The organism is Companilactobacillus formosensis, from assembly GCF_005405305.1.
GTDB classification, from domain to species: Bacteria; Bacillota; Bacilli; order Lactobacillales; family Lactobacillaceae; genus Companilactobacillus; species Companilactobacillus formosensis.
In genome coordinates, this window is sequence record NZ_BJDU01000004.1 from 217,676 (window position 1) to 241,099 (window position 23,424).

The following is a 23,424-nucleotide window of genomic DNA, read 5'->3' on the forward strand; positions in this document are numbered from 1 at the left end:
TTTTTAGTTTTATCTTCTGATTAATTTAACAACTGTTTCAACGTGAGGAGTTTGTGGGAACATATCAACTGGTTGCAAGTAAACAACTCGATATGAATCGGACAAACGAACTAGATCCTTTGCCAAAGTTGAAGGGTTACATGATACGTAAACTAATTTGTTAACGGGGTTGCGTGTCAAAGTTGTTAATAACTTGTTATCAAGTCCAGTTCTTGGTGGATCGACGACAATAGCGTTAACTTCTTTGCCTTCTTTTAAAAGCTTTGGATAAATTTCATCGGCTGAACCAACGTAATAGTCAGTGTTGTCGACTTCATTTAACTTGGCATTTTCTTTAGCATCTTCAATTGCTTCAGGAATAATTTCGATACCGTAGACGTGTTTTACCTTGTTAGCCATTGTGATACCGATTGTACCGACACCACAGTAAGCATCTAACAGAACGTCACGTTGGTTAGGTTCTAAGGCTTCATTGACTAAGTCATAAAGTCGGTCAGTTTGAAGTGAATTTAGTTGCAAGAAAGCTCTAGGTGAGAAGTTGAATAAGTAACCATTGATATCTTCTTGCAAATATTTGTCACCCCACAAGAGTTTAGTTTCATCGCCCCAAACACCGGCTTTGTCTTCTTTGTTGATGTTTTGAGAAATGGAACTAACTTCAGGAATTTCTTCTTGAATACGTTCGATCAATTGGTGTTCCTTGATGAACTTAGGCGAGCGAGTGATGAAAGTAATTTGCAATTGGTTAAATTCAACCGATTCACGGATAACGATCATGCTTAAGATACCAGATTTATTTTCTGGATTGAAAACAGGGATTTCTAAGTCTTTGACCATTTGAACGATTTTTCTCATCGCTGACATCGTTAAGTCCATTTGAGTTGGCATTTCTTCTAGATCAACTAATTCTTGAGTACCAGTTTTGTACAAGCCACAACGAATTTCGCCATCGATTTCTTGGATAGGGAATTGGGCTTTGTTACGGTATTTTTCTTGTTGGACTGAGGCCACAGTAGGTTTGATCATGTATTTTTGATAAGCGTAAGGCTTATACTTGTCGAGTGATTCGCGCAAAATGTTAGCCTTGAAGTGAAGTTGTTCTTTGTATTTGATGTGGGCAAATTCTAGTCCACCAACTTCATCAGCCAATTTTGGAGTATCAGGATTTCTAAAGCGAGATGCTTGTCTGATTTTGTGAATACGACCATTTAAGAAACGTTCGTGAACATCAGTAACTTCACAGACAATAACATCTTCAGGCACTGCTTTAGGAACGAAGACGATAACGTGTTTGAAAAAACCAATCCCTTCACCATTGATTCCGATACGTTTGATAGTTAATGGAAATCTATCGCCGACTTTTAATTCTTGCGTAATATTATTTGTATGCATTATTTTTCCTTTGAATGATTTTGAGATAAACTACTAATGAGTATAACATGGCGAGGTAAAAAACAGTGGCAAAAGTAACGAAGATTCAAGCACAGAAACGAAAAGGACGCTACAATGTCTTTCTTGATGGACAGTATGCGTTTCCAGTGGCAGAGACGACTTTGATTGAATTTCGGCTAATGAATGGAGTCGAATTAACTGACGGTCAAATCAAAGAAATCAAAGATCGTGAGAATATCAATAAAGCTTATGGCGATGCGGTCAATTATTTGAGCTATCAATTACGAACTGAAAAAGAAATCAAAGATTACCTCTACAAAAAAGAATATCATCGTGATGCCGTCGACGATGTCATTGCTAGACTAGAAAAGTTGCATTATTTAGATGACGGAAATTATGCTAAAAGTTTTATCAATACACAATTACGGACAACGGCTAATGGTCCTAAAATTATCGAGCAAAAACTTCATCAAAAAGGCGTGCCAGACAATGTAATTCAGGATAAATTGTTTGAAATCGATGAAGACACCTTGATTGAGAATGCGACTGAATTTGCTAAGAAACAAGCGCGTAAACAAAAGCGGGCTTCATTTTCACAAATGCTGACAAAGATTAAGCAAGGCCTCTATCAAAAAGGCTACAATAACGAAATTATCGAAGAAGCACTTAAGGATTTGGAATTGGAGCCAGATGAAGACGACGAGTTAGAAAAATTACGTAAGTTAGTTCAAAAGGTCGAACACAGATATGATAAGCCAGAAAAATTGATCAAGTATTTGATGACCAAAGGTTTTCACTTTGATGAGATAAAGAAAGTTTTGTCTGAAGATTCTAAGGATTAGGGTTGGTTAAGGATGTCGTCGTCCGCAAAAATCCTGTGGCTGGCTGGAACATGGCTGACACGATTTTGAGCTTTTGCATGGCCCCAAAGACGCAAAATCTCAAAACTCGGTCTTTACCTAAGCGATAAATCGCTAAGGAAAATTTAGCCATTGAGCCACCACAGGATTTTCGCTCCCGACTAATGTCCAATTTCTATTTAAATAGAATTAGACATAGGCCTCTTTTATAACAGCATCATTTTTATATTATGATAAAAAAAGAAAATATTACTGGAAACATAGCAATATACTGTAGTTCTAATAATACCTTCTATTAATTTTTGAAGTAATTTATATAAAGATAGAAAAATCTATCTAGTCGGGAGAGAGGCCCTGAAAAATGCTCAGCCGTGAAATTCTACTTAGCAACTTGTTGCTTAGTAGAAGCTCAATCTTGAAGACTTTGCCCGGTTTTGGTTTTAGCAAAGGCTCCAAGTTGTGGCCACAGCGTTCCAGCGTTTTCCAGGGCCGAACGGACGACGGCATCTTAAAAATAATAACGATATCTTTCAATCGTTTCACAGCTCTGTTATAATTTTTTTGGATAAGAATTAGATTTGAGAAAGCTGGTAAGTTATGCAGATTCCTAGAGAAGGGGATTACGTAGCAATCCAGAGTTATAAGCATGATGGTCATTTACATCGTACTTGGCGTGAAACAATGGTGCTAAAGACAAGTGAAAACGAAATTATTGGTTGTAATGAGAATACTCTTGTCACAGAAGCAGATGGACGTCGTTGGGTAACAAGAGAACCCGCACTGGTCTATTTTCATAAGAAGTATTGGTTCAATATTATCGCTATGATAAGAGATAGTGGAGTATCTTATTACTGTAATCTAGCTACACCGTTTGCCCTAGACAAAGAGGCCATCAAATATATTGATTACGATTTAGATGTTAAAGTTTTCCCGGATGGAGAGAAAAGATTACTTGATGTGGATGAATATGCCGCACATAGTAAGATGTGGAATTATCCACCTGAAATAGATACAATTTTACATTATAATGTCGACGTTTTAATTGATTGGATCGATAAAGGCAAAGGACCATTTTCACAGGCTTATGTTGATCTTTGGATGCAAAGATATAAGGAACTGTCACACCATTAGGATTGCTATATCCTGATTAGGCTGCCGTAATGGTAGTCTTTTTTTGTATAAGGAGAAAATCATGGAATTAAGAGTTTTGAATTACTTTTTAATGGTTGCCCGTGAGGAAAATATTACTAGAGCAGCTAATTTATTACACATCAGTCAACCAACTTTATCACGACAAATTGCTAACTTAGAAGAAGAATTGGGCACTAAATTGTTCACTCGCCACAGCCACCAAATCACTTTGACTGAAGATGGTTTGTTACTGCGAAGACGTGCTCAAGAAATGCGCCAGCTCAGCGAAAAAATTAAAAGTGAGTTGTCGTCTGATCAAACAGAATTGAGCGGTGAAATTTCGATTGGTAGTGGGGAGTTACAAGGAATGAACGAATTGGGCGATATTATCGTCGCTTTTCACAAGAAATATCCTTTGGTAACTTTCAATATTCAAAGCGGCAATGCCGAAGATATTACTTTAGGCATTGAACAAGGCTTGTTAGATATGGCAATTTTTATTGAACCAGTCGATACGGGTAAATATGATTTTGTTCGTTTAATTCAAAAGGAAAATTGGGGCATTTTAGTTAGGAATGATTCGCCACTTGCCAAGTACGACCATATCGAACCAAAAGATTTAAAGAATCAAGAATTGATAATGTCGCGAAGTCAGGCTATGCAAAGTGAAATCAATCATTGGTTAGGAGAATACAAGAAAACTACTAGTTATTTATCAACTTATAATCTGCTCTATAATTCAGCAATCTTAGTTAAACGTGGTTTGGGGATTGCACTTTGTTTGAATCTTGAAGCAAAGTATGATGATGTGACCTTTGTGCCATTAAAACCAGAATTGGCGTACAGTTCAGTTTTAGCCTGGAAGTCAGAAGAAGTTACATCTAGAACCGTTACTACATTCATTGATTTCACTAAGAAATACCTTAAAAACATTTCTAATAATTAAAAATAAGCATTATACATATCAAAGAATAGGCGTCATAATATGGTTGTTCCGTTAAAGGGGCAACCATTTTTTGTTGAGAGAGCAAATATGAATAAAAAAGAAGTTAGCCAAAAATATCAAATTCCAGTTAGTATCCTCGATGAATATGAATCTTGGGGTTTATGTAATGTTGTGAAATTCGTTATGGGTGAGTGGCAATATGATGATCAAGATATTGAACGCCTAAGTACAATCATGGCTTTGCACGATATGGGTTTTAAAAATGATGAGATTGAAAAATACATGCGTTTGTTGTTAGAAACAAAGAACTCTTCTGATGAGATAATTCAACTTTTAACTAAGAAACGTCAAAATAAACTCGACCAGATTCATTTTCAAGAGAAGCAACTAGAACGAATTGATTATTTACGATATAAAATTAAAAAATCACAGGAGAAATAATATGAATTTAATGCAAAAAGATTTGAAAATGCCAAAAATTGCCTTAGGAACTTGGGCTTGGGGTGAAAGTAAGTCAGCTAATAAAGTTTTTGGCAATAGTTTAACTGCCAATGACTTAGAACCAATTTTTAACAAAGGAATGGAATTAGGCTTGAATCTTTGGGACACTGCCGCTGTATACAACGATGGTGATTCTGAAGCAATTTTAGGAAAATTCGTTAAGGAAATTGATCGGGACCAAGTAATTCTATCAACGAAATTTACTCCACAAATTGCTGATGGCAGTGATAAGGCTGTTGAGAATATGTTTGATGGCAGTGCTAATCGTTTAAATACTAATTTTGTTGACATTTATTGGATTCATAACGATGCTGATGTCGATAAGTGGACTAAAGAAATTATTCCCTTAGCTAAAGAAGGTAAGATTAAATATATTGGTGTTTCTAATCACAACTTAGAAGAAATCAAACGTGCTGACGAAATTTTACATGAAGCCGGATTTAAGATTTCAGCCATACAGAATCATTTCAGTATTTTGGACAGAACCTCAGAAACATCAGGAATCATTGATTATTGTAAGGAAAATGACATTAATTTCTTCTCATACATGGTTTTGGAACAAGGTGCATTGTCAGGAAAATATGATACGAAGCATCCATTCCCAGAAGGCAGTGAACGTGCTCAAGTTTATAACGACAAATTAGATAAATTGGAAGATTTAATCAATGGTATGAGAGAAATTGCTCAAAAGCATAATGTTGATGTAGCACAAATTCCTACCGCTTGGGCAGTTGCTAAAAATACTATTCCAATTATTGGAGCAACTAAGGTTAAACATATTGAAGATGCTGCAGAAGCTAGTGAAGTGGAATTGACTGCTAAAGAAGTTGCTAAATTAGACGAATTGGGTAATAAGACAGCCGTTAATACAACACGTGTATGGGAACAAAATATGTAGTAAAGGAAGTAAATATTTTGAAGTATACAAAGTTAGGTAATACAGGATTGGATGTTTCAAGAATTTGTTTGGGAACGATGGGGTTCGGTCGACCTGATTCAGGAATGTTTCCTTGGGCAATTGATGCCGATGAAAGTGAAAAAGTCGTTCAAAAGGCTTTAGATTTAGGGATTAATTTCTTTGATACAGCCAATATTTATTCATACGGCGACAGTGAAGAATTCTTAGGCAAAGCTTTGAAGAAAAATGCTAATCGTGATGAAGTAGTCGTTGCTACAAAGGTTTTCTTTTCTCATTCTGACAAACCTAATCAAGTGGGACTATCGAGAAAAAATATTTTGAGCAATATTGACAAAAGTTTGCAACGATTAGACATGGATTACGTCGATCTGTATATCATTCATCGTTGGGATTACAATACGCCGATTGAAGAAACCATGGAAGCACTTCATGATGTTGTCAAAGCTGGTAAAGCTAGATATATCGGTGCTTCAGCAATGTATTCTTGGCAATTTGAAAAAGCCCAAGCTGTCGCTCGTGAACACAATTGGACGGAGTTTGTTTCGATGCAAAATCATTTAAATCTCTTGTATCGTGAAGAAGAACGCGAAATGATGCCACTTTGTGAAGATGAAAATATTGCTGTGACACCTTATAGTCCTTTAGCTTCAGGTCATTTAACACGCCCAACTTGGAATGCGGATACTAAACGTTCACAAACTGACGCAGCTGCTAGAAGTAAGTACGATGCTTCGGAACAAAATGATTTAGAGATTATCAAGCGGGTCAAAGAAGTTGCTGATAGAGAAAATGCTACTATGGCTCAAGTTGCCTTAGCTTGGTTGCTACAAAAGAAACAAGTTGTTGCTCCAATCATCGGTGCTACTAATACTAAACATTTAGCTAGTTCAGTAGCTGCCATTGATCTGAAATTGTCACAAGATGACATTGATTATATGGAAGCACCTTATTTACCACATAAGCTAGTTGGTGCTTTTACTAAAGATGAAAATGATTTAACACGTTAGGAGAAATTTATGACTAAAATTATTATTTTGGGAGCTCACGGACAAACAGCTCGAATCGTTACTGATGAATTATTAAAAAATTCTGATATTGAATTGAAGTTATTTTTGAGAAATAGTACTCGTCTTAATCAATACCAAGACAATCCACGAGTAGAACTAATTGAAGGCGATGTTTTAAATACAGAACAATTAATGCAGGCAATGCAAGATGTCGATTTAGTTTATTCAAATGTTGGCGGAGTTGATTTAGCTGAGCAAACTAAGAGCATTATTAAAGCTATGGATCAAGCCGACAAAAAACGTCTGATTTTTATTAGTTCGTTGGGAGCTTATCATGAAGTTCCTGGTAAATTTGGTGAATGGAATGAAACTGCCATTGCTAGCTTTTTGCCTGGATTTAGAGAATCAGCCAAATTGATTGAAGATTCTGATTTGGATTACACCATGATTCGTCCTGCTTGGATGGATAATAAGGATGAAATTGATTACGAGACAACACAAAAAAATGAACCATTCAAAGGAACGGAAGTTTCTCGTAAAAGTATCGCAGATTTTGTGATTAAATTGATCAATAATCCTCAAACTCATATTGGAGAAAGCGTTGGGTTAAATAAGCCTAATACTGATGGAGATAAACCCGCATGGATATAAAAATTGATGCTTTTGCTCATGTATTGCCAGTTGATTTATTAAATAATATAAGAAGTGATTTTCCAGATGTTATTGAGAAAAATCCATTCTTGAAAATTCCGGCATTGACTGATTTAAACATTCGTCGTAAAGATTTCCCTAAAGATGTCAAACAAGTCATTTCAAATGTAAATTTGAATCCTGAGGATTATTTTGATGGTAAAAAAGCTGCTCAATTGTGTTGGGATGCTAATGAAGAATTATTGAAATTAGTAAACGAAAACGAAGATGTTTTTGTTGGAGCAGTGGCTATGGTACCGATGAATAATATTTCTAAAGCAATTGAAATAATTGAGCAACAAGTAGTACCTAATGATAAATTTGTTGGAATTCAATTGTTTACGCAAGCATTGGACAAATCAATTGCCAATGTGAAATATGAGCCAATCTTTATTGAAATGAGTAAAGTTGACTTGCCAATATTTTTACATCCGGTCTTTGATAATAGTAAAAAAGATAACAATATTACTTTTAGTTGGGAATACGAGTTGACTCAAGCAATGATGCAAATCGTTCAGGCTGGTTATTTTGAAAAATATCCTAATTTAAAAATTATTGTTCATCATGCTGGAGCTATGGTTCCCTTCTTTGCAGGTAGAATCAAATATACGATGACTGATCAAGAGTATCGTGATTTCAAGAAATTTTATGTTGATACAGCTATCTTGGGTAATCCTAAAGCCTTAGAGTTAGCAATTGACTTTTTCGGTAGTGAACATATGGTATTTGGAACGGATGCGCCTTTTGCAGTGATGCCTAACGGAGCGACTGAACAAATTGTTGACGCTATTAATGATATGAGAATTTCAACAACCACTCGGGATGATATTTTTTCCAATAATTTTCTTAAAATAATTAGATAGTGAGGAAGATAATGACTAAAACACTTTACTTAATGCGCCACGGACAGACTTTATTCAATCAATTGCATAAGATTCAAGGAGCTTGTGATTCGCCTTTGACACAACAAGGAATTGATGATGCCAAAAAAGTTGGACAAATGTTTAAAGATAAGGGGATTGTTTTTGATCATGCATATTCCTCAACTCAAGAACGTGCCAGTGATACTTTGGAATTGATTACTAAGCAACCATATCAACGTTTAAAGGGCCTTAAAGAATGGAATTTTGGTGTTTTTGAGGGCGAAAGTGAGAGATTGAATCCGAAGCCAAATCCAAAAATTGGTTCATATGGTGATTTCTTTGTTCAATATGGTGGTGAATCGGTTGATGACGTTCAACAACGTGTAAATCAAACTTTGACTGAAATTATGGAACAATCTGATGCCAAAAATGTTTTGGCCGTTAGTCATGGTGGTGCAATTCATTCGTTCGTCTTGAAGTGGGCTAGAGATCATACAATTCATATTTCAAATTGTTCAGCCATGAAATTTTCTTATGACAATGGTGTTTTCAAATATGAAGAAACGATAGAAGCCGATTAAAAATGACCAAAATACTTTATTTAATGCGTCATGGTTAAACACTTTTTAATGTTTTACATAAGAACCAAGGAGTCTGTGATTCACCACTAACACAACAAGGTATTGCTGATGCTAAGAGGGTTCATGAATACTTGCAACAAAATAATATTAAATTTGATCATGCTTATACTTCTACTCAAGAACGAGCAATTGATACTTTGGAATTAGTGACTGACCAACCTTACCAACGCTTAAAGGGATTAAAGGAATGGAATTTTGGTTTGCTGGAAGGTGAGAATCAACGTTTAAACCCTCCTTTTGACAGTAAAATTGGCTCTGTTGGCAATGGTTATGTTCAATATGGTGGAGATTCAGCTGATGCAGTTCAGAGTCGAATGGTAAAGACACTAACAAGTATTATGATTAAAAAGGATCATAATCGTGTTTTGGTAGTAGGTCATGGGGCTTCAACTTATTTATTTTTGAAAAATTGGATACCGTTAGATGAGTTGTTAAATCATATTGAAATGCGCAATTGTGCAATTTTGAAGTTTTCGTTTGATGATGAGACGAAGAAATTTACTTATTTAGAAACAATCAATGTAAACTAAAGATTATAAAAATTTACTGGTGTGGCTTATGAATCTAATTGAAAAAATAAAAAAAGTAACTAATGAATCTAAGGAATCAAAAAAAGCTATAGGTAATTTTATTCTGGATAATCAAAATAATTTAAATGATTATACAGTAGAACAAATCTCACTTTTAACATATACATCTAAGGCAACGGTTGTAAGATTCGCGCATTCCTTGGGATATACAGGATGGCGTGAATTTTTGCGTAACTTTAATATCGATTTATCTTATTGGAATAAAGTTTCAGATGGAGTTGATGCAAACTATCCATTTAAAGCAAATGATTCTGTTGAAAAAATTGCTATTCAAATGAAAGAACTACACATACAAAGCATCGAAGATACTGTTGGGTTGATTAATTATGGTGATTTAAAAAACGTTGCAAAATTGATGTATGACTCGAAACGTATTATTATTTTTGCTGCTAGTCCCAATGATTATTTAGCAAAAACTTTTCAAAGAAAAATGTTATCAATTGGCAGGCACGTTGAAATAGCCATTAATGGAGAAATGGGATTAATGGCGGGATCGTTGACTGCAAATGATTGTTCACTAATAATTTCTTATTCTGGGAGTAAAATTAGTCCGGCTGTACAGCATATTAATTTGTTAAAATTTTCTAAAACACCTGTGGTGGCAATAACGAGTAAGGAAAAAAGCTATTTAACTGAAAGGTCAAATTACGTCTTAAAAATTTCGTCAAGAGAAAGAATGTATAAAAAAATAGAAAATTTTGCGACTGAAGTATCGATTATCTATGTGTTAAATTTATTATTTTCTTTGTATTTTCAAATTGATTACGATGCCAATAGACAGTATAGATTGACAAGTTCGAGTTTATTGGAACATGGTCGTGAAAATGAAAATATAGAGCAATGAGGGACTGTAAAATCAAGAAGGATTTTGCGGTTTTTTTTTGCTTATTTTTTTGTTTCAAATTGTTTCATAATATTTATATTTTCTTGTGTTAAAAATGAAACCTTGTTTCGTAGTTGCATATATTGTAGAAAGCGCTTACTTACGATGGTATTGTAAAAACGTTAAGAGATTAGGACAAAGTAAGGAGTAAATAAATATGACCAAGAAATATAATAAGTTGGCCAAAGATATCGTAAAAGATATTGGAGGTAAAGAAAATGTTTCTAATGTTTACCACTGCCAAACACGATTAAGATTTCATTTAAAAGATGATACTAAAGCAGATCGAGAATCCTTAAAACAATTAAATGGAGTGGTCCAAATAGTTGAAAAGGGTGGTGTATTTCAAGTCGTTATTGGTACTAATGTTGCAGATGTTTTTGAAGAAATTGCAAAATTTGTCGATGATAGTGCAATTGAAGATACTTCTAGCGACAAATCAATAGAAAAAGAAAATATTGGTAATCGAATTATTGATTTTGTATCTGGAACGTTTCAACCATTGATTCCAGCTTTATCAGGTGCTGGTATGGTAAAAGCAGTTTTAGCATTGTTGGTAGTTTTTAATCTAATAACTGTGAAATCGCAAACTTATATTGTTTTAAATATGTTTGCAGATACAGTATTTGCATTTTTACCTATTCTTCTGGCAGCATCAGAAGCGAGAAAATTAAAATGTAATTCTATCCTAGCTATGGGAATAGCTGCAATGATGTTGAATCCGACTTGGACACAGCTAGTTACAGCAGGCAAACCTGTTCATTTGTTCGATATTATCCCACTAGGATTAACAAATTATACTTATTCTGTAATTCCAATTATTTTAATTATTTTTGTACAATCATACGTTGAAAAATATTTACATAGAATTATTCCTGAATCAGTTGAATTAGTTTTTGTACCAATGTTAGTTTTCTTAATTATGGGAATTTTAGCATTTTCAGTTTTAGGACCAATTGGAAGTTATTTAGGAAATTATTTAGCAGCATTCTTTACCTTCTTGAGTACCAATGCTAGTTGGGCTCCTTCAGTAATTGTAGGAGGCTTTTTACCAATTATGGTTATGTTTGGTTTACATAATGCCGTTGCACCTCTAGGCATCATGCAAATGGCTTCAAAAGGATTTGATAGTATTTTTGGACCTGGATGTGTTTGTTCTAATATGGCACAAGCAACAGCTGGAGCAATAGTTGCTTGGAGAACTAAAGATCCTAAGATTAAACAAATTGCAACCTCCGGTTCTATTACGGCTTATATGGGAATAACTGAACCAATTTTATATGGTGTTAGTCTTCCTAAGAAATATCCTTTAGTTGCTACTATGATTGGCGGAGGATTTGGAGGCTTGTATGCGGGATTAACACATACACATAGATTTGCTACTGGATCGTCTGGATTACCAGCTATTTTACTTTATATTGGTAATAATACGGTTTCATTTTTAATTAATATTGTAATCGCTATTATTATTTCTGTTGTAATAACCGGAATTTTGACTTATATCTTAAGCCTTAAATTTGAAAAAGGTGTTGATTCAAAAGAAATTACTACTGGTGCAATAACAATCAAATCACCAGTTAAAGGTGAGGTTCTACCTTTAAGTGAAGCAAAAGATGATGTATTTTCTTCTGGTGCATTAGGTAAAGGAGTAGTTATTCACCCATCTGAAGGTAAAATATATGCTCCAGTATCTGGAACTGTTTCAACTTTATTTCCAACAAAACATGCTATTGGAATTATTAGTGATAGCGGAGTAGAGGTTTTGATTCATATTGGCATTGATACCGTAGATCTTAATGGTAAATTCTACGAGAGTTTTGTTAAACAAGGAGATCATGTTACTACTGGAGATCTTCTGATTAAATGTGATTTAGATGGAATTAAAAACGCTGGATACTTTACTGACACAATGGTAATTATTACAAATACTGATAAATACTCTGATATCAAAGTAGACGAATCAAAATCTATTGATTTAACAAATAATGTTCTTGAAATAACTGTTTAATGATTGGAGAAAAAATGTATTACAAAAAATTAAAAGATTTTCCTAAAGATTTCTTATGGGGAGCATCTACTTCAGCATATCAAGTTGAAGGTGCATATAATGAAGATGGAAAAGGACTTTCAGTTCAGGACTTACATAAACCAGAAAATGGAATAACTGATTTTAAAGTGGCTAGTGATCATTATCATCACTTTAAGGAAGATGTGGATTTAATGGCCGAATTAGGATTAAAGGCATATCGCTTTTCAATTTCATGGAGTCGAGTTATTCCTGATGGATCAGGGACAGCTAATGAAAAAGGTCTTCAATTTTATAGCGATTTGATTGATGAATTATTAAAAAATAATATTGAACCGATTATTACTTTATTTCATTTTGATTTGCCATTGAATCTTTACAAAAATGGTGGATGGTATAACAGATCAACTATTGATGCTTTTGTTAATTATTCTAAATTGTTATTTGAAAGATTTGGGGATAGAGTAAAATATTGGCTTACTATTAACGAACAAAACGTAATGATAAATCATCCTAATGCTGTTTATCCGGATGGAGCAAAATTGCCGTCAAAGAAGAATCTTTATCAACAAAATCATAATATGTTTGTGGCAGCTGCCAAGGTAACAAATTTATGTCACTCCATAATTAAGGACGGGAAAATAGGTCCTGCTCCAAACATTACAGCAATATATCCTAATAGTTCAAAGCCTGAGGATGTCATTGCCGCAGACAATTGGGAAAATATCAGATGCTGGTTGTATTTAGATATGGCAGTATATGGAAGGTACAATCCTTTGGTTTGGAGTTATTTAATTGAAAAAGGATATCAACCTAATATTTATCCTGGAGATATGGAAATCATCAAAAGTGCTAAAACTGACTTTTTAGGAATTAATTATTATGCCACAGCTACCGTAAGTGCAGCAAAAAATGACGGAACTGATTGTCAACCTAGAAATGGTGACCAGCAGGTTATGCTTGGAGAGGAAGGCGTTTATCGTGCAGCACGTAATACTAATTTACAATTAACAAAATTTAATTGGATTATTGACCCTGTAGGTATGAGAACCACCTTGAGAAGAATTGCATTAAGATATGATTTGCCAATTATTATTACCGAAAATGGTTTGGGATCAGAGGATAAGTTAACAGCTGATGGTCACATCCATGATGATTATCGAATTGATTATTTTGAAAAACATTTTGAACAAGCAAAATTAGCATTAACAGATGGGGTTAAGCTGATTGGTTACTGTCCATGGTCATTTGAGGATCTGGTATCAACTCATCAAGGGTATAAGAAAAGATACGGCTTTGTATATATTGATCGTACAGAAAATGATTTAAAAGATTTGAAGAGAATCAAAAAAGATAGTTTTTCATGGTATCACAAAGTTATAACTAGTAATGGGGTTGAAATTTAAAACTAAAAAATCCGTACCAACTAAAAATAGTTGATACGGATTTTTTTGAGGTTTTATTTTGTGGTTTTTTCATCATTAAAAGTAATACCGGATAGGAAATCTTTAATTCTAGTTGTGGGATGGTTAAAGAACTTATCAGGAGTGTCATCGAAGAGGATATCGCCATCTTCAACGAAGACAATCTTGTCCGCAACTGAACGAGCAAATTCCATATTGTGAGTCACAATAATCATTGATTGTCCCATTTTACTTAATTCTTCTAGAATCAAAAGAACTTGTGTTTCTAGCTCTGGATCCAAAGCACTCGTTGGTTCATCCAACAAGACGTATTCAGGATTCATCGCTAAAGCACGACAGATAGAAATACGTTGTTGTTGACCACCAGATAATTGACTAGGGAAACGATCAGCGTACTCACCTAAACCAACTTGTTCTAGTAATTTACGAGCTTTTTCTTCAGTTTCTTGCTTAGGCTGTTTCAAAACAGTAATTGGTGCAGTAGTAATATTTTGCAACACTGTTAAATTAGGAAATAGGTTCCAGTTTTGGAAAACCATACTAGTTTTCTTACGAACATCAAAACTGAGTTTTTTAGAAACAGGTTGAGAATAGTCTAGTTTGATATCACCAAAATCTAAAATGCCACTTTCTGGACGGACGAGTAAATCAAGTGAACGAAGCAGAGTTGATTTACCTGAACCAGAAGGTCCCAAAATAACTGTAGTTTTACCAGATGGAAAGTCAACGCTCAAGTCCTTTAAAACTTCTTTGCCATCATATTTTTTAACGATATTTTTAACAGAAATCATTAAGCTTCACTCCCTTTAACATATTTTGAAGTTCTGCGTTCGAGATAATGTTGTAAGAAAGTAAGCAAAGTACAAATTACAGCATAAAGAGCAGCAGCCAATGTGTACATTAATAATGGTTGATAGTTTTTAGCAGTAATTTGTTGACTGACTTGGAACATTTCCAAAATCGTGATTGAACTGGCCAAAGACGTATCCTTTACCAAACTAATAAATGAATTAGAAAGTGGTGGTAAAGCAATTCTGACGGCTTGAGGCAAAACGATTTTCATCAAAGTTTGCTTAGTTGTGAAGTTCAGTGTAAAAGCAGCATCCCATTGATCTTGAGGAACTGATAACAAGGCTGAACGAATCGTTTCTGAAGCATACGCACCAGTGTTCATTGAGAAACCAATTACCGCCGCAATGAAGGGTGATAATTGAATTCCGGCACTAGGTAAACCGAAGAAAATAATGAACAATTGAACTAGTAATGGAGTTGAACGAAAGACCCAGACGTAGAAGTTGGCAATAGCTCTTAGAACTAACCAAGGGTATTTGATCAACTTGTTTTCACTAGGTTGAATGAACTTAATCAAAGCTGTTAAAACGGCTAAGATCAGTCCGAAGAAAAATGAAACTAGAGCTAGCGGAATGGTGTACTGCAACATCGCAGTGAGCATTTCCGGTAATGACGTAATGATTATGTGCCACATGAAATAAAAATCCTCCTGGGTTTAATGGTTATTTTTTAGTGATGTCTTCACCGAAGTACTTAATAGAAAGCTTCTTCAAAGTTCCATCTTTTTGAAGTTCTTTAGTAGCTTTAGTTACATCTTTACTTAATTTAGTTGACTTCTTGTTGAAGATTGGAGCAATTTTTGAAGATTTAAGTTTGCTTTCTGGAACGGTGATGTACTTAAGGTCAGTGTTCTTGTGATCTTTCTTCCATGTTAAGAAGGCTTCCTTAGAATTGAAGGCACCCTTTACACGTCCTTGATCAATCATTGACATTGAAGTTTGGAAATCACTTGAAGGAACTATATCAGCACCGAATTTCTTAGCGTTATTGTAGTTATCTGTACCAGTACCGGCAGCAATCTTTTGACCTTTGATGTCGTCAACGGAATTGATTCCTGATCCGTCTTTAGTGATAACAACAGATTTTGAGTAAACGTAAGGTGTTGAGAAGAGATATTGTTTCTTACGTGAAGCATTTTCAGCCACATTGTTGATAACAACATCGAAAGTATTAGAATTCAAACCAGCAATCAATGAATCCCATTTTGTTGGAACGAACTTAGCTTTGAGACCGAGCTTTTTGGCAACAGCTTTACCGTAATCAACTTCAAATCCTTTAAGCTTACCATTTTCACGGTATGAATAAGGAGCATAAGTTCCTTCCAAACCGATTGTTAGTGTACCTTTAGTCTTAGTATCACTAGCATCCTTGTTACTTGAGCAACCTGTCAAAACCAAGATTAAGGCGACAAGTGTAGTTAATATTAAAGCAATGCGCTTTTTCATTTTAAAAAATCCCCCTATATATAGAAAATCATCATTTACTATTCTCGCATAAAATAAAGCCTGTTAAAAAGATTATGACTCTAAAACTTAAATAAATCAGTTGAAAGGTATCTTTCACCATTATCTGGGGCAACTGTGACAACTGTTTTGCCTTTGCCGAGTTTCTTAGCAATTTCAATAGCGCCAAAAATGTTAGCACCGGCAGAGATACCTGGTAAAAATCCTTCCTTGTGACTTACTTCTTGAGCCATCTTGATAGCTTGATCACTAGTTACTTCAACGATATCTGAATATGAATTTTTATCCAAAGTGTCAGGAATGAATCCGGCACTGATACCTTGAATCTTGTGAGCACCAGTTTTTCCTTCTTTTAATAGAGGGGATTCAGCGGCTTCTAGAGCGTAAACTTTCACATCAGGGTATGCCTTAGTCAAAGCATGGCTAACACCTGAGAGGGTACCACCAGTACCAACACCAGCAACAAAGCCATCAACTGGAGTATCACCAAAAGCTTCGACGATTTCTTTTCCGGTAGTAGCTTCATGGATAGCTGGATTAGCAGGATTTTGGAATTGCATTGGCATGAAGTAACCATTTTCGTTAGCTAAATCAGTAGCTTTCTTGATGGCACCGCCCATACCTTCTGAACCAGGTGTTAAGATCAATTCAGTACCATAGCCTTGCATCAATTTACGACGTTCGATACTCATAGTTTCTGGCATAGTAATGATCAAATGATAACCTTTAGCAGCAGCAACGAGTGACAAGCCGATTCCAGTATTACCCGAAGTAGGTTCAACTAAGGTGTCACCAGGTTTGATCTTGCCGGCTTTTTCAGCAGCTTCAATCATTGACAAAGCAATTCTATCTTTGATTGAGCTACCAGGATTGAAGAATTCTAACTTAACATAAACATCAGCAGCGTCTTCCGGTACGACTTTGTTGAGCTTTACGATTGGTGTGTTTCCAATAAGTTCAGTAATATTTTGTGCAATTTTTGTCATAATAAATTTCTCCTTAGCAAGTAGTTAATTTATGTTCTTTGACTGTTTGTAGCCAATTGTTATAAAAGTTCTGTTGAGTTTGTCTCCAAGAAAATACTGGTTGGTGATCTAATGGTGAATAATAACCAGTAGCAGGCAGCGGATGTTTGATCTTGGGACTTTTTTGTTCACGTTTTAATTCATCATCTAGACCATCTTTTTGATATTCTAAATGTGAAAAAATAAATGTTTGATGCTTTTTAATTGATTCAACCAAAGTCAATAAGCCATTTTCACTGACGGCATCAATCATTAAATCAGGATTTTCCATCAGTTGTTGGTGATCCATCTCAGCGTTGCGAGCATGTGGTGCTGGGAAATTATCACCAATGTTATTGAGCAGTGGGGTGTCAATTAAGATTTGATTTTGGAAAACTCCAAAGGTTTTATGCGGTAAAACTTTTTTATCAATATCGTATAGTCTATTCAAGGCGGCCATGGCGCCCCAACAGACATAGAGTTGGGGAATATTTAATTGATCGAGCAAATCGATTAGATCATTGATTTCATCAAAGTACGAAACTTGAGGAAAATCCAATTTCTCAACTGGACTACCAGTAATGATAAAACCGTCTAGATTTTTGATCTCATCTAAATCTAATGGTTGCATATTGTCAGTGATTCTTGGATCAAGCTGACGATCAACGTAACGTGTCGCCGAGTAATAAAATTTTGTTTCAACTTTATCACCTAGAGCTATTTGAAAATTACGCATGGTTTCAAGTTTGTTCTGCATTAAATTAAGAATTCCAATTTTGATAGGTTCCACAAGTAACTCCTTCCTAAGTAGAAAAACAAAAAAGCGAAGCCGACTAATGTCAACTTCGCTTGATAGTTTTTAGTTTGCACTACTTGATTATCAATTGAGTGGTATTAGACATGCTGAAAAAGTATAGTAATGTTCGTTCATTACTACACAACAACATGATTCAACTTGTTTTTGATTAAAATTCAACATGTCTAATTCCTCCTGCAATTAAGATGACTCAAATTTACAATTAAAAAATTGATAAGTCAAGGATTATTTCTTTTTCTCTGAGTAAATTGAAAGTGATTCGAATTCAAGATAGGATGCTAAAGTGAGTGATACGACTAGGATTAAGACTAGCCAACCAAGTGTCCGACCAAGGATCAAAGTTAATGGTAAAAATGTTGCCACCAAATAAATACTGATGACTGATAAACAAAAATCAACGGCTAAATTAGCACCAATAACTAATTTACTTCTTTCCAAAATGAAGAAGAAAAGCAATTCTTTTAAAATTTTGCGAGTTGAACTGCGATACATGATCAAAACGGGACGCTGAGCGATAACTTTGACCGCAAACATACCAAAGGCACCAACGATTCCACCGACGACGATTCTCCAAGTCAAAGCATGTAAAACTAATGAATTATAAGAAACGCCAATAATCGACAAACAAAGAATGTAAGGGATTATAAAGAAGAATAAGTAGATTACCGCAATTTTTTTATTAGACATTTTAGAAAACTCCCTATATACTGATAGTCCTATTTTATCATTAAAAAGGATTATTGTTGAATACAATAACACCTGTTATAATTGTTTTGTTTATATTTAAGTTTACATATGAAAGAGAGTGCGAATTAAATGAGTGGTGACTCTTCTGGAGCGTCGCTTTCTGGGCAGCTGATTTTAATAATTGTTTTGACGTTATTAAATGCTTTTTTTGCAGCAGGCGAGATGGCGATTGTATCCGTGAATAAAACGTCCGTTGAGGGAAAAGTAAAAGATGGCAGTAAAAAGGCCAAGAAAATTTTACATATGATCAATGAACCGAATAAATTTTTGTCGACAATTCAAGTGGCAATCACTTTAGCTGGGTTCTTATCATCAGCTAGTGCAGCAACGACTTTGAGTGCCAGAATGGAAGTCTTGATTGGAGATTTTCCTGGAAGTAAAGAGATTTCTGTTATCGTTATAACGGTAATTTTGTCCTTTATTACTTTAGTTTTAGGAGAATTGTATCCTAAACGTATAGCGCTACAACGACCATATCAAGTAGCCAGTTTTACCCAACCAATGATTAGCTTTTTCGGTTTGATTTTGAAACCTTTTGTTTGGCTATTGGAAGCAACAATTAATCTACTGCTTAAAATTACACCAATTGATTTTGATCAAGCAGATGAACCTATTACAAGAAATGAAATGATTGCAACTTTAAGAAAATCTCGTAATAGTGGAACGATTAATTCTGATGAATATCAAATGTTACAAGGAATCATTCGTTTTGGGGATAAGACAGCTCGAGAAATCATGGTACCAAGAACGGATACTTTTATGATTGATATCAATGATCCCGTCAGTGAAAATATCGATGCGATTTTGAATCAACCTTATTCTCGAATTCCAGTTTACGGTGGAGATAAGGATAATATCATTGGGATTATTCATATCAAAGACTTATTGAAAAAGTCTCGTGAAGTTGGCTTTGAAAAAATCAATTTGAAATCAATCATGACAGAGCCTTTGTTCGTTCCTGAAGCTACTAATATTGATACCTTGTTGTTGAAGATGCGTAGTACGCAGACACAAATTTCAATGGTTGTTGATGAATATGGTGGTATCGTTGGTTTAGCAACAATTGAGGATATTTTGGAAGAAATCGTTGGGGAAATCGATGATGAATACGATCCTGTAACTAAGAATTTCCAAAGATTGGGTGCCAATAAGTTTTCTGTCGTTGGTTTAATGACGGTGGAAGACTTTGATGAACTTTTTGAAGAAGAAATTCAAGTTGACGATGTCGATACGATTGCTGGATATCTAATCATGCAAATCGGTGAGATTCCTGATGCAAAACATCCTAAGTCATATACTTTGGATGACGGTGTAACTATTACATCTGGAGAATTGAATGGTTCACGAATTGAAAATGTTATCGTGACGGTTCCAGATGATAAAATAAAGAATGTAACTACTAATATGTATAAAGAGAAATACTAGTGTATTTCTTTTTTTTCGAGGAAAATTATGTTGTAAATAAATTACTGATTTATCCAATTTATGAATTTATATATAGGAAGGAAATGCGTAGAAATTTGTTTTTACGCTCTTAAAAAATGGATCAAAAACAATTAGAACAAGAAGTAAATAAACGTAGAACTTTCGCTATCATCTCTCACCCGGATGCTGGTAAGACTACTATTACTGAACAAATGTTGTACTTTGGTGGAGTTATTCGTTCTGCCGGTACTGTTAAAGCTAAAAAATCTGGACAATTTGCTACTAGTGACTGGATGGAAATCGAAAAGAAACGTGGGATTTCTGTTACAAGTTCTGTTATGCAATTCCACTATCGTGACAAGGATATCAATATCTTGGATACTCCAGGACACGAAGATTTCTCTGAAGATACTTATCGTACTTTGATGGCGGTCGATGCGGCAGTCATGGTTATCGATTCTGCAAAAGGTATCGAACCTCAAACTAAGAAACTATTCAAAGTTGTTAAAAAACGTGGAATTCCTATCTTCACTTTCATGAATAAGTTGGATCGTGATGGACGTGATCCACTAGATTTGATTGCTGAACTTGAAGAATTGCTAAATATCGAAGGCTGTGCAATGAATTGGCCAATTGGTATGGGTAAGGAATTAAAAGGCTTGATCGATATTCGCAACAATCGCTTGGAACTTTATCGAAAAGATGGCGATGATCGTTTCTTACCAATGAATGATGAGGGACAATTAGTCGAACACAATCCAATCGAAGAAGAGGGCGTTTACGAACAAGCTCAAGGTGAAGTTGACTTAATTAAGGAAGCCGGAAATCAATTTGATCTTGAAAAGATTCAAGCCGGTAATCAAACTCCAGTCTTCTTTGGTTCTGCTTTGACAAACTTTGGTGTCGAAACTTTCTTGAATACATTCTTGGATTTGGCTCCAGCTCCTGCTGAACACAAAGAACAAAACAGTGAAGAAGTCGTTAAACCTGATGATCCTGAATTTTCTGGTTTTGTCTTCAAGATTCAAGCTAATATGAACCCTAATCACCGTGATAGAATTGCTTTCGTCAGAATTTGTTCTGGTGAGTTCGTTAGAGGTATGGATGTTAAATTACAAAGAACTGGGAAAGTCATGCGTTTGAACAATGCGACTGAATTCATGTCTGACCAAAGAGAAACAGTTAAGACGGCTGTTGCTGGTGATATTGTAGGACTTTACGATACAGGTAATTTCCAAATTGGCGATACGATCTATACAGGTAAGAAGTCAGTTCAATTCGAAGACTTACCACAATTTACTCCAGAAATGTTCATGGAAGTTCAAGCTAAGAACGTTATGAAACAAAAATCATTCCATAAAGGTATGCAACAACTAGTCCAAGAAGGTGCCGTTCAATTGTATAAGAAATATACGACTAACGACTATATCTTAGGTGCTGTTGGTCAACTACAATTTGAAGTCTTCCAATTCAGAATGAAGAATGAATATAATTGTGATGTAGTTATGAAACCAATTGGTTCAAGAATTGCTCGTTGGATCGATCCAGAACAATTAGATCCGGCTATGTCTTCAACTAGAAATATGCTCGTTAAGGATTTGGATGATAAACCATTATTCTTATTTGAAAATAAATTTGCGGAAAACTGGTTTGCTAACAAATATCCAGATGTTAAGTTAAGTTCAAAATTATAGGAAATCGCTGAATGGCGGTTTTTTTTATTGTAAAATTTTAATGGTAGTACAAAAATTCACAATAAAGGAGGTTGAGAAAAAGCGCTGCATAAAGCTTGAGACTGTAGTGTTTTGAGATTTATTATCTCAAAATTTAAAATAATATAATTCTAACTACCGATTATTTTATCAACGATTATTCGTAATATTTTTGTAATTATTCGGGGATTTTTAATGATATTTCACAGGCGTTCCTTAATTTAATATAGAAAATCTTTAGATTCTTAAGAAATTCTTAAAGTCAAGTGACAAAAAATTACAATTTATTTTCGAATGTTTAATTCTTGTTACAAATCTCGAGTTTTATTGAAAGTGCTTTTTTTAAATAGTAGTCTATAACTAGATTATTTATTAAGGGGTAACCAATCTATGTCTAAGAAAAATCTACTTACAAGTGCTTTAGTACTTGGTACATTAGCTGCAACCGCTACACCTTCAGTAGTGTCAGCTGCAACGACTGAGGATGCTAGCCAAGCCGCATCACAAGCAGGTACTGAACAAGTTAATAACAAATCAGAAGATAATAAAACTAATATCATTGCCGGATCAAACGAAAAGAAAGCTGATACAACTGTTGCTAACTCTGCAACTGTTCAAGCAGCTAGTGAATCCGCAACAAACGCTTCAAGAACTACTGCAATTATTCAAGCTGCTTCAGGAATCACACAAGCACAACAACAAGCTTTCTTAAATACTGCTGTGCCAATGGCTCAAAAGGCAGCTTCACAATATGGAGTTTATACTTCAGTTATGTTAGCTCAAGCTATTCTTGAAAGTGCATGGGGTACTTCAACTTTAGCCACACAAGGTCACAACCTTTTTGGTATTAAGGGTGATTACAATGGTGCTTATGTAACAATGCCAACATCAGAATGGAGTGCTTCTCAAGGTTGGTATACAATCAATGCTAACTTCAGAAAGTACCCAAGTTACTATGAATCATTTGCTGACAATGGTAACAAGCTTCGTAACGGTGTTTCATGGAATTCAAGTTACTACAGTGGTACTTGGAAAGAAAACACTAGTTCATATAAAGATGCTACTGCTTGGCTACAAGGTAGATATGCAACGGCTCCAAATTATGCTTCATCATTGAACAACTTGATTCAAACTTACAATTTGACTCAATATGATGGTAATGCTGAAACAAACGGTGGTTCACAAACTAACAGCAATACTATTAGTGTAAATAATACTAATGGTAGTTATGTTCCATTGGTAGCTTTCAATAGCGATGGTTCAGCTAAGAAGATCACTAACCGTGCTTTGGCAAACAACACACCTTGGTATACTGACCAAACTAAGTCATACAATGGTCACACATACTACCGTGTTGCTACTAACGAATGGGTCGAAGATTCATACTTAGCTTAATTTTAATTTGATTTTTATTTAGGACATTCCTTCAATTAGGGATGTCTTTTTTTGATATCAAATTATTAATATATTTTATAATAAATTATGGATATTAATTGACAAGGCTTACATGTATAATAAATATAAATAATAT

23 protein-coding genes and 1 pseudogene are annotated in these 23,424 nt (G+C 34.8%); 16 read left to right on the top strand and 8 right to left on the bottom strand.

The annotated features are described in order from the left end of the window. Positions 1-9: 9 nt before the first annotated feature. A complete protein-coding gene (gene rlmD, locus FFM65_RS06385) occupies positions 10-1,392 on the bottom strand; it encodes a 23S rRNA (uracil(1939)-C(5))-methyltransferase RlmD (protein WP_119318175.1) in 1,383 nt (460 codons plus the stop codon). A 65-nt stretch (positions 1,393-1,457) separates the two neighbouring features. Here rlmD and recX point away from each other — a divergent pair, with 65 nt between their 5' ends. Next, complete coding sequence (gene recX, locus FFM65_RS06390) at positions 1,458-2,234, top strand: recombination regulator RecX (RefSeq protein ID WP_119318176.1); 777 nt, start codon at positions 1,458-1,460, stop codon at positions 2,232-2,234. Here the strand turns inward: recX and FFM65_RS12170 are convergent. Continuing rightward, positions 2,224-2,385 (bottom strand): hypothetical protein, encoded by a 162-nt coding sequence (locus FFM65_RS12170; protein WP_162897944.1) that lies wholly within the window; start codon positions 2,383-2,385, stop codon positions 2,224-2,226. The genes recX and FFM65_RS12170 overlap by 11 nt on opposite strands. 464 nt (positions 2,386-2,849) lie before the next feature. On the opposite strand from FFM65_RS12170, the gene ntdP reads away from it, so the two are divergent. The 12 genes and pseudogenes from ntdP (at position 2,850) to FFM65_RS06450 (ending at position 13,855) form a co-directional block, all read left to right on the top strand. After that, a complete protein-coding gene (gene ntdP, locus FFM65_RS06395) occupies positions 2,850-3,383 on the top strand; it encodes a nucleoside tri-diphosphate phosphatase (protein WP_119318177.1) in 534 nt (177 codons plus the stop codon). Positions 3,384-3,444: 61 nt separating this feature from the next. Next, complete coding sequence (locus FFM65_RS06400) at positions 3,445-4,329, top strand: LysR family transcriptional regulator (protein ID WP_119318178.1); 885 nt, start codon at positions 3,445-3,447, stop codon at positions 4,327-4,329. An 87-nt stretch (positions 4,330-4,416) separates the two neighbouring features. After that, positions 4,417-4,770: a MerR family transcriptional regulator gene (locus FFM65_RS06405; RefSeq protein WP_119318201.1), complete on the top strand. Its 354-nt coding sequence runs from the start codon at positions 4,417-4,419 to the stop codon at positions 4,768-4,770. 1 nt (position 4,771) lies between these two features. After that, entirely contained in the window at positions 4,772-5,728 is a 957-nt protein-coding gene (locus tag FFM65_RS06410) for an aldo/keto reductase (protein WP_245954240.1), read from the top strand. Between the two features lie 17 nt (positions 5,729-5,745). Further along, complete coding sequence (locus tag FFM65_RS06415) at positions 5,746-6,756, top strand: aldo/keto reductase (RefSeq protein ID WP_119318179.1); 1,011 nt, start codon at positions 5,746-5,748, stop codon at positions 6,754-6,756. A gap of 9 nt (positions 6,757-6,765) precedes the next feature. After that, the gene (locus tag FFM65_RS06420; RefSeq protein ID WP_119318180.1) at positions 6,766-7,407 is read left to right on the top strand and encodes an SDR family oxidoreductase; all 642 of its coding nucleotides are present in this window, start codon (positions 6,766-6,768) and stop codon (positions 7,405-7,407) included. Continuing rightward, complete coding sequence (locus FFM65_RS06425) at positions 7,398-8,309, top strand: amidohydrolase family protein (protein ID WP_119318181.1); 912 nt, start codon at positions 7,398-7,400, stop codon at positions 8,307-8,309. The genes FFM65_RS06420 and FFM65_RS06425 overlap by 10 nt, the downstream gene beginning before the upstream one ends. A gap of 11 nt (positions 8,310-8,320) precedes the next feature. After that, entirely contained in the window at positions 8,321-8,890 is a 570-nt protein-coding gene (locus FFM65_RS06430; protein WP_119318182.1) for a histidine phosphatase family protein, read from the top strand. Positions 8,891-8,892: 2 nt separating this feature from the next. Beyond that, positions 8,893-9,480, top strand: a pseudogene (locus FFM65_RS06435) (histidine phosphatase family protein). A 28-nt stretch (positions 9,481-9,508) separates the two neighbouring features. Continuing rightward, positions 9,509-10,384, top strand: a complete 876-nt coding sequence (locus tag FFM65_RS06440) for a MurR/RpiR family transcriptional regulator (protein WP_119318183.1) — start codon at positions 9,509-9,511, stop codon at positions 10,382-10,384. A gap of 196 nt (positions 10,385-10,580) precedes the next feature. After that, positions 10,581-12,431, top strand: a complete 1,851-nt coding sequence (locus tag FFM65_RS06445; protein ID WP_119318184.1) for a beta-glucoside-specific PTS transporter subunit IIABC — start codon at positions 10,581-10,583, stop codon at positions 12,429-12,431. A gap of 14 nt (positions 12,432-12,445) precedes the next feature. Then, positions 12,446-13,855, top strand: coding sequence for a glycoside hydrolase family 1 protein (locus tag FFM65_RS06450; protein ID WP_119318185.1), 1,410 nt, complete (start codon positions 12,446-12,448; stop codon positions 13,853-13,855). A 53-nt stretch (positions 13,856-13,908) separates the two neighbouring features. On the opposite strand, the gene FFM65_RS06455 is transcribed toward FFM65_RS06450, so the two are convergent. From FFM65_RS06455 to FFM65_RS06480, 6 genes are all read right to left on the bottom strand, one after another. Continuing rightward, complete coding sequence (locus FFM65_RS06455) at positions 13,909-14,664, bottom strand: amino acid ABC transporter ATP-binding protein (RefSeq protein ID WP_119318186.1); 756 nt, start codon at positions 14,662-14,664, stop codon at positions 13,909-13,911. Continuing rightward, entirely contained in the window at positions 14,664-15,359 is a 696-nt protein-coding gene (locus FFM65_RS06460; RefSeq protein WP_057811962.1) for an amino acid ABC transporter permease, read from the bottom strand. Before FFM65_RS06460 ends, FFM65_RS06455 begins: the two co-directional genes overlap by 1 nt. A gap of 28 nt (positions 15,360-15,387) precedes the next feature. Then, positions 15,388-16,170 carry a transporter substrate-binding domain-containing protein gene (locus FFM65_RS06465; RefSeq protein ID WP_119318187.1) on the bottom strand — a complete coding sequence of 261 codons (783 nt, stop codon included), beginning with the start codon at positions 16,168-16,170 and terminating at the stop codon, positions 15,388-15,390. 80 nt (positions 16,171-16,250) lie between these two features. Beyond that, complete coding sequence (gene cysK, locus FFM65_RS06470; protein WP_119318188.1) at positions 16,251-17,174, bottom strand: cysteine synthase A; 924 nt, start codon at positions 17,172-17,174, stop codon at positions 16,251-16,253. A 13-nt stretch (positions 17,175-17,187) separates the two neighbouring features. Next, positions 17,188-17,982, bottom strand: a complete 795-nt coding sequence (locus FFM65_RS06475) for a homoserine O-acetyltransferase/O-succinyltransferase family protein (protein ID WP_119318189.1) — start codon at positions 17,980-17,982, stop codon at positions 17,188-17,190. Positions 17,983-18,234: 252 nt separating this feature from the next. Next, positions 18,235-18,696, bottom strand: a complete 462-nt coding sequence (locus FFM65_RS06480; protein WP_119318190.1) for a hypothetical protein — start codon at positions 18,694-18,696, stop codon at positions 18,235-18,237. 129 nt (positions 18,697-18,825) lie between these two features. Here FFM65_RS06480 and FFM65_RS06485 point away from each other — a divergent pair, with 129 nt between their 5' ends. From FFM65_RS06485 to FFM65_RS12410, 3 genes are all read left to right on the top strand, one after another. After that, positions 18,826-20,181: a hemolysin family protein gene (locus FFM65_RS06485; RefSeq protein ID WP_119318191.1), complete on the top strand. Its 1,356-nt coding sequence runs from the start codon at positions 18,826-18,828 to the stop codon at positions 20,179-20,181. 116 nt (positions 20,182-20,297) lie between these two features. Next, positions 20,298-21,875, top strand: a complete 1,578-nt coding sequence (locus FFM65_RS06490) for a peptide chain release factor 3 (RefSeq protein WP_119318192.1) — start codon at positions 20,298-20,300, stop codon at positions 21,873-21,875. Positions 21,876-22,283: 408 nt separating this feature from the next. Further along, positions 22,284-23,288, top strand: a complete 1,005-nt coding sequence (locus FFM65_RS12410; protein WP_119318193.1) for a glycoside hydrolase family 73 protein — start codon at positions 22,284-22,286, stop codon at positions 23,286-23,288. Positions 23,289-23,424 lie beyond the last annotated feature (136 nt).

Coding starts and splice junctions, on each gene's coding strand:
- rlmD (WP_119318175.1), bottom strand. CDS start 1,392: ATGCATACAAATAATATTACGCAAGAATTAAAAGTCGGCGATAGATTT.
- FFM65_RS12170 (WP_162897944.1), bottom strand. CDS start 2,385: ATGGCTAAATTTTCCTTAGCGATTTATCGCTTAGGTAAAGACCGAGTT.
- ntdP (WP_119318177.1), top strand. CDS start 2,850: ATGCAGATTCCTAGAGAAGGGGATTACGTAGCAATCCAGAGTTATAAG.
- FFM65_RS06400 (WP_119318178.1), top strand. CDS start 3,445: ATGGAATTAAGAGTTTTGAATTACTTTTTAATGGTTGCCCGTGAGGAA.
- FFM65_RS06405 (WP_119318201.1), top strand. CDS start 4,417: ATGAATAAAAAAGAAGTTAGCCAAAAATATCAAATTCCAGTTAGTATC.
- FFM65_RS06410 (WP_245954240.1), top strand. CDS start 4,772: ATGAATTTAATGCAAAAAGATTTGAAAATGCCAAAAATTGCCTTAGGA.
- FFM65_RS06420 (WP_119318180.1), top strand. CDS start 6,766: ATGACTAAAATTATTATTTTGGGAGCTCACGGACAAACAGCTCGAATC.
- FFM65_RS06425 (WP_119318181.1), top strand. CDS start 7,398: ATGGATATAAAAATTGATGCTTTTGCTCATGTATTGCCAGTTGATTTA.
- FFM65_RS06430 (WP_119318182.1), top strand. CDS start 8,321: ATGACTAAAACACTTTACTTAATGCGCCACGGACAGACTTTATTCAAT.
- FFM65_RS06440 (WP_119318183.1), top strand. CDS start 9,509: ATGAATCTAATTGAAAAAATAAAAAAAGTAACTAATGAATCTAAGGAA.
- FFM65_RS06445 (WP_119318184.1), top strand. CDS start 10,581: ATGACCAAGAAATATAATAAGTTGGCCAAAGATATCGTAAAAGATATT.
- FFM65_RS06450 (WP_119318185.1), top strand. CDS start 12,446: ATGTATTACAAAAAATTAAAAGATTTTCCTAAAGATTTCTTATGGGGA.
- FFM65_RS06455 (WP_119318186.1), bottom strand. CDS start 14,664: ATGATTTCTGTTAAAAATATCGTTAAAAAATATGATGGCAAAGAAGTT.
- FFM65_RS06460 (WP_057811962.1), bottom strand. CDS start 15,359: ATGTGGCACATAATCATTACGTCATTACCGGAAATGCTCACTGCGATG.
- FFM65_RS06465 (WP_119318187.1), bottom strand. CDS start 16,170: ATGAAAAAGCGCATTGCTTTAATATTAACTACACTTGTCGCCTTAATC.
- cysK (WP_119318188.1), bottom strand. CDS start 17,174: ATGACAAAAATTGCACAAAATATTACTGAACTTATTGGAAACACACCA.
- FFM65_RS06480 (WP_119318190.1), bottom strand. CDS start 18,696: ATGTCTAATAAAAAAATTGCGGTAATCTACTTATTCTTCTTTATAATC.
- FFM65_RS06485 (WP_119318191.1), top strand. CDS start 18,826: ATGAGTGGTGACTCTTCTGGAGCGTCGCTTTCTGGGCAGCTGATTTTA.
- FFM65_RS06490 (WP_119318192.1), top strand. CDS start 20,298: ATGGATCAAAAACAATTAGAACAAGAAGTAAATAAACGTAGAACTTTC.
- FFM65_RS12410 (WP_119318193.1), top strand. CDS start 22,284: ATGTCTAAGAAAAATCTACTTACAAGTGCTTTAGTACTTGGTACATTA.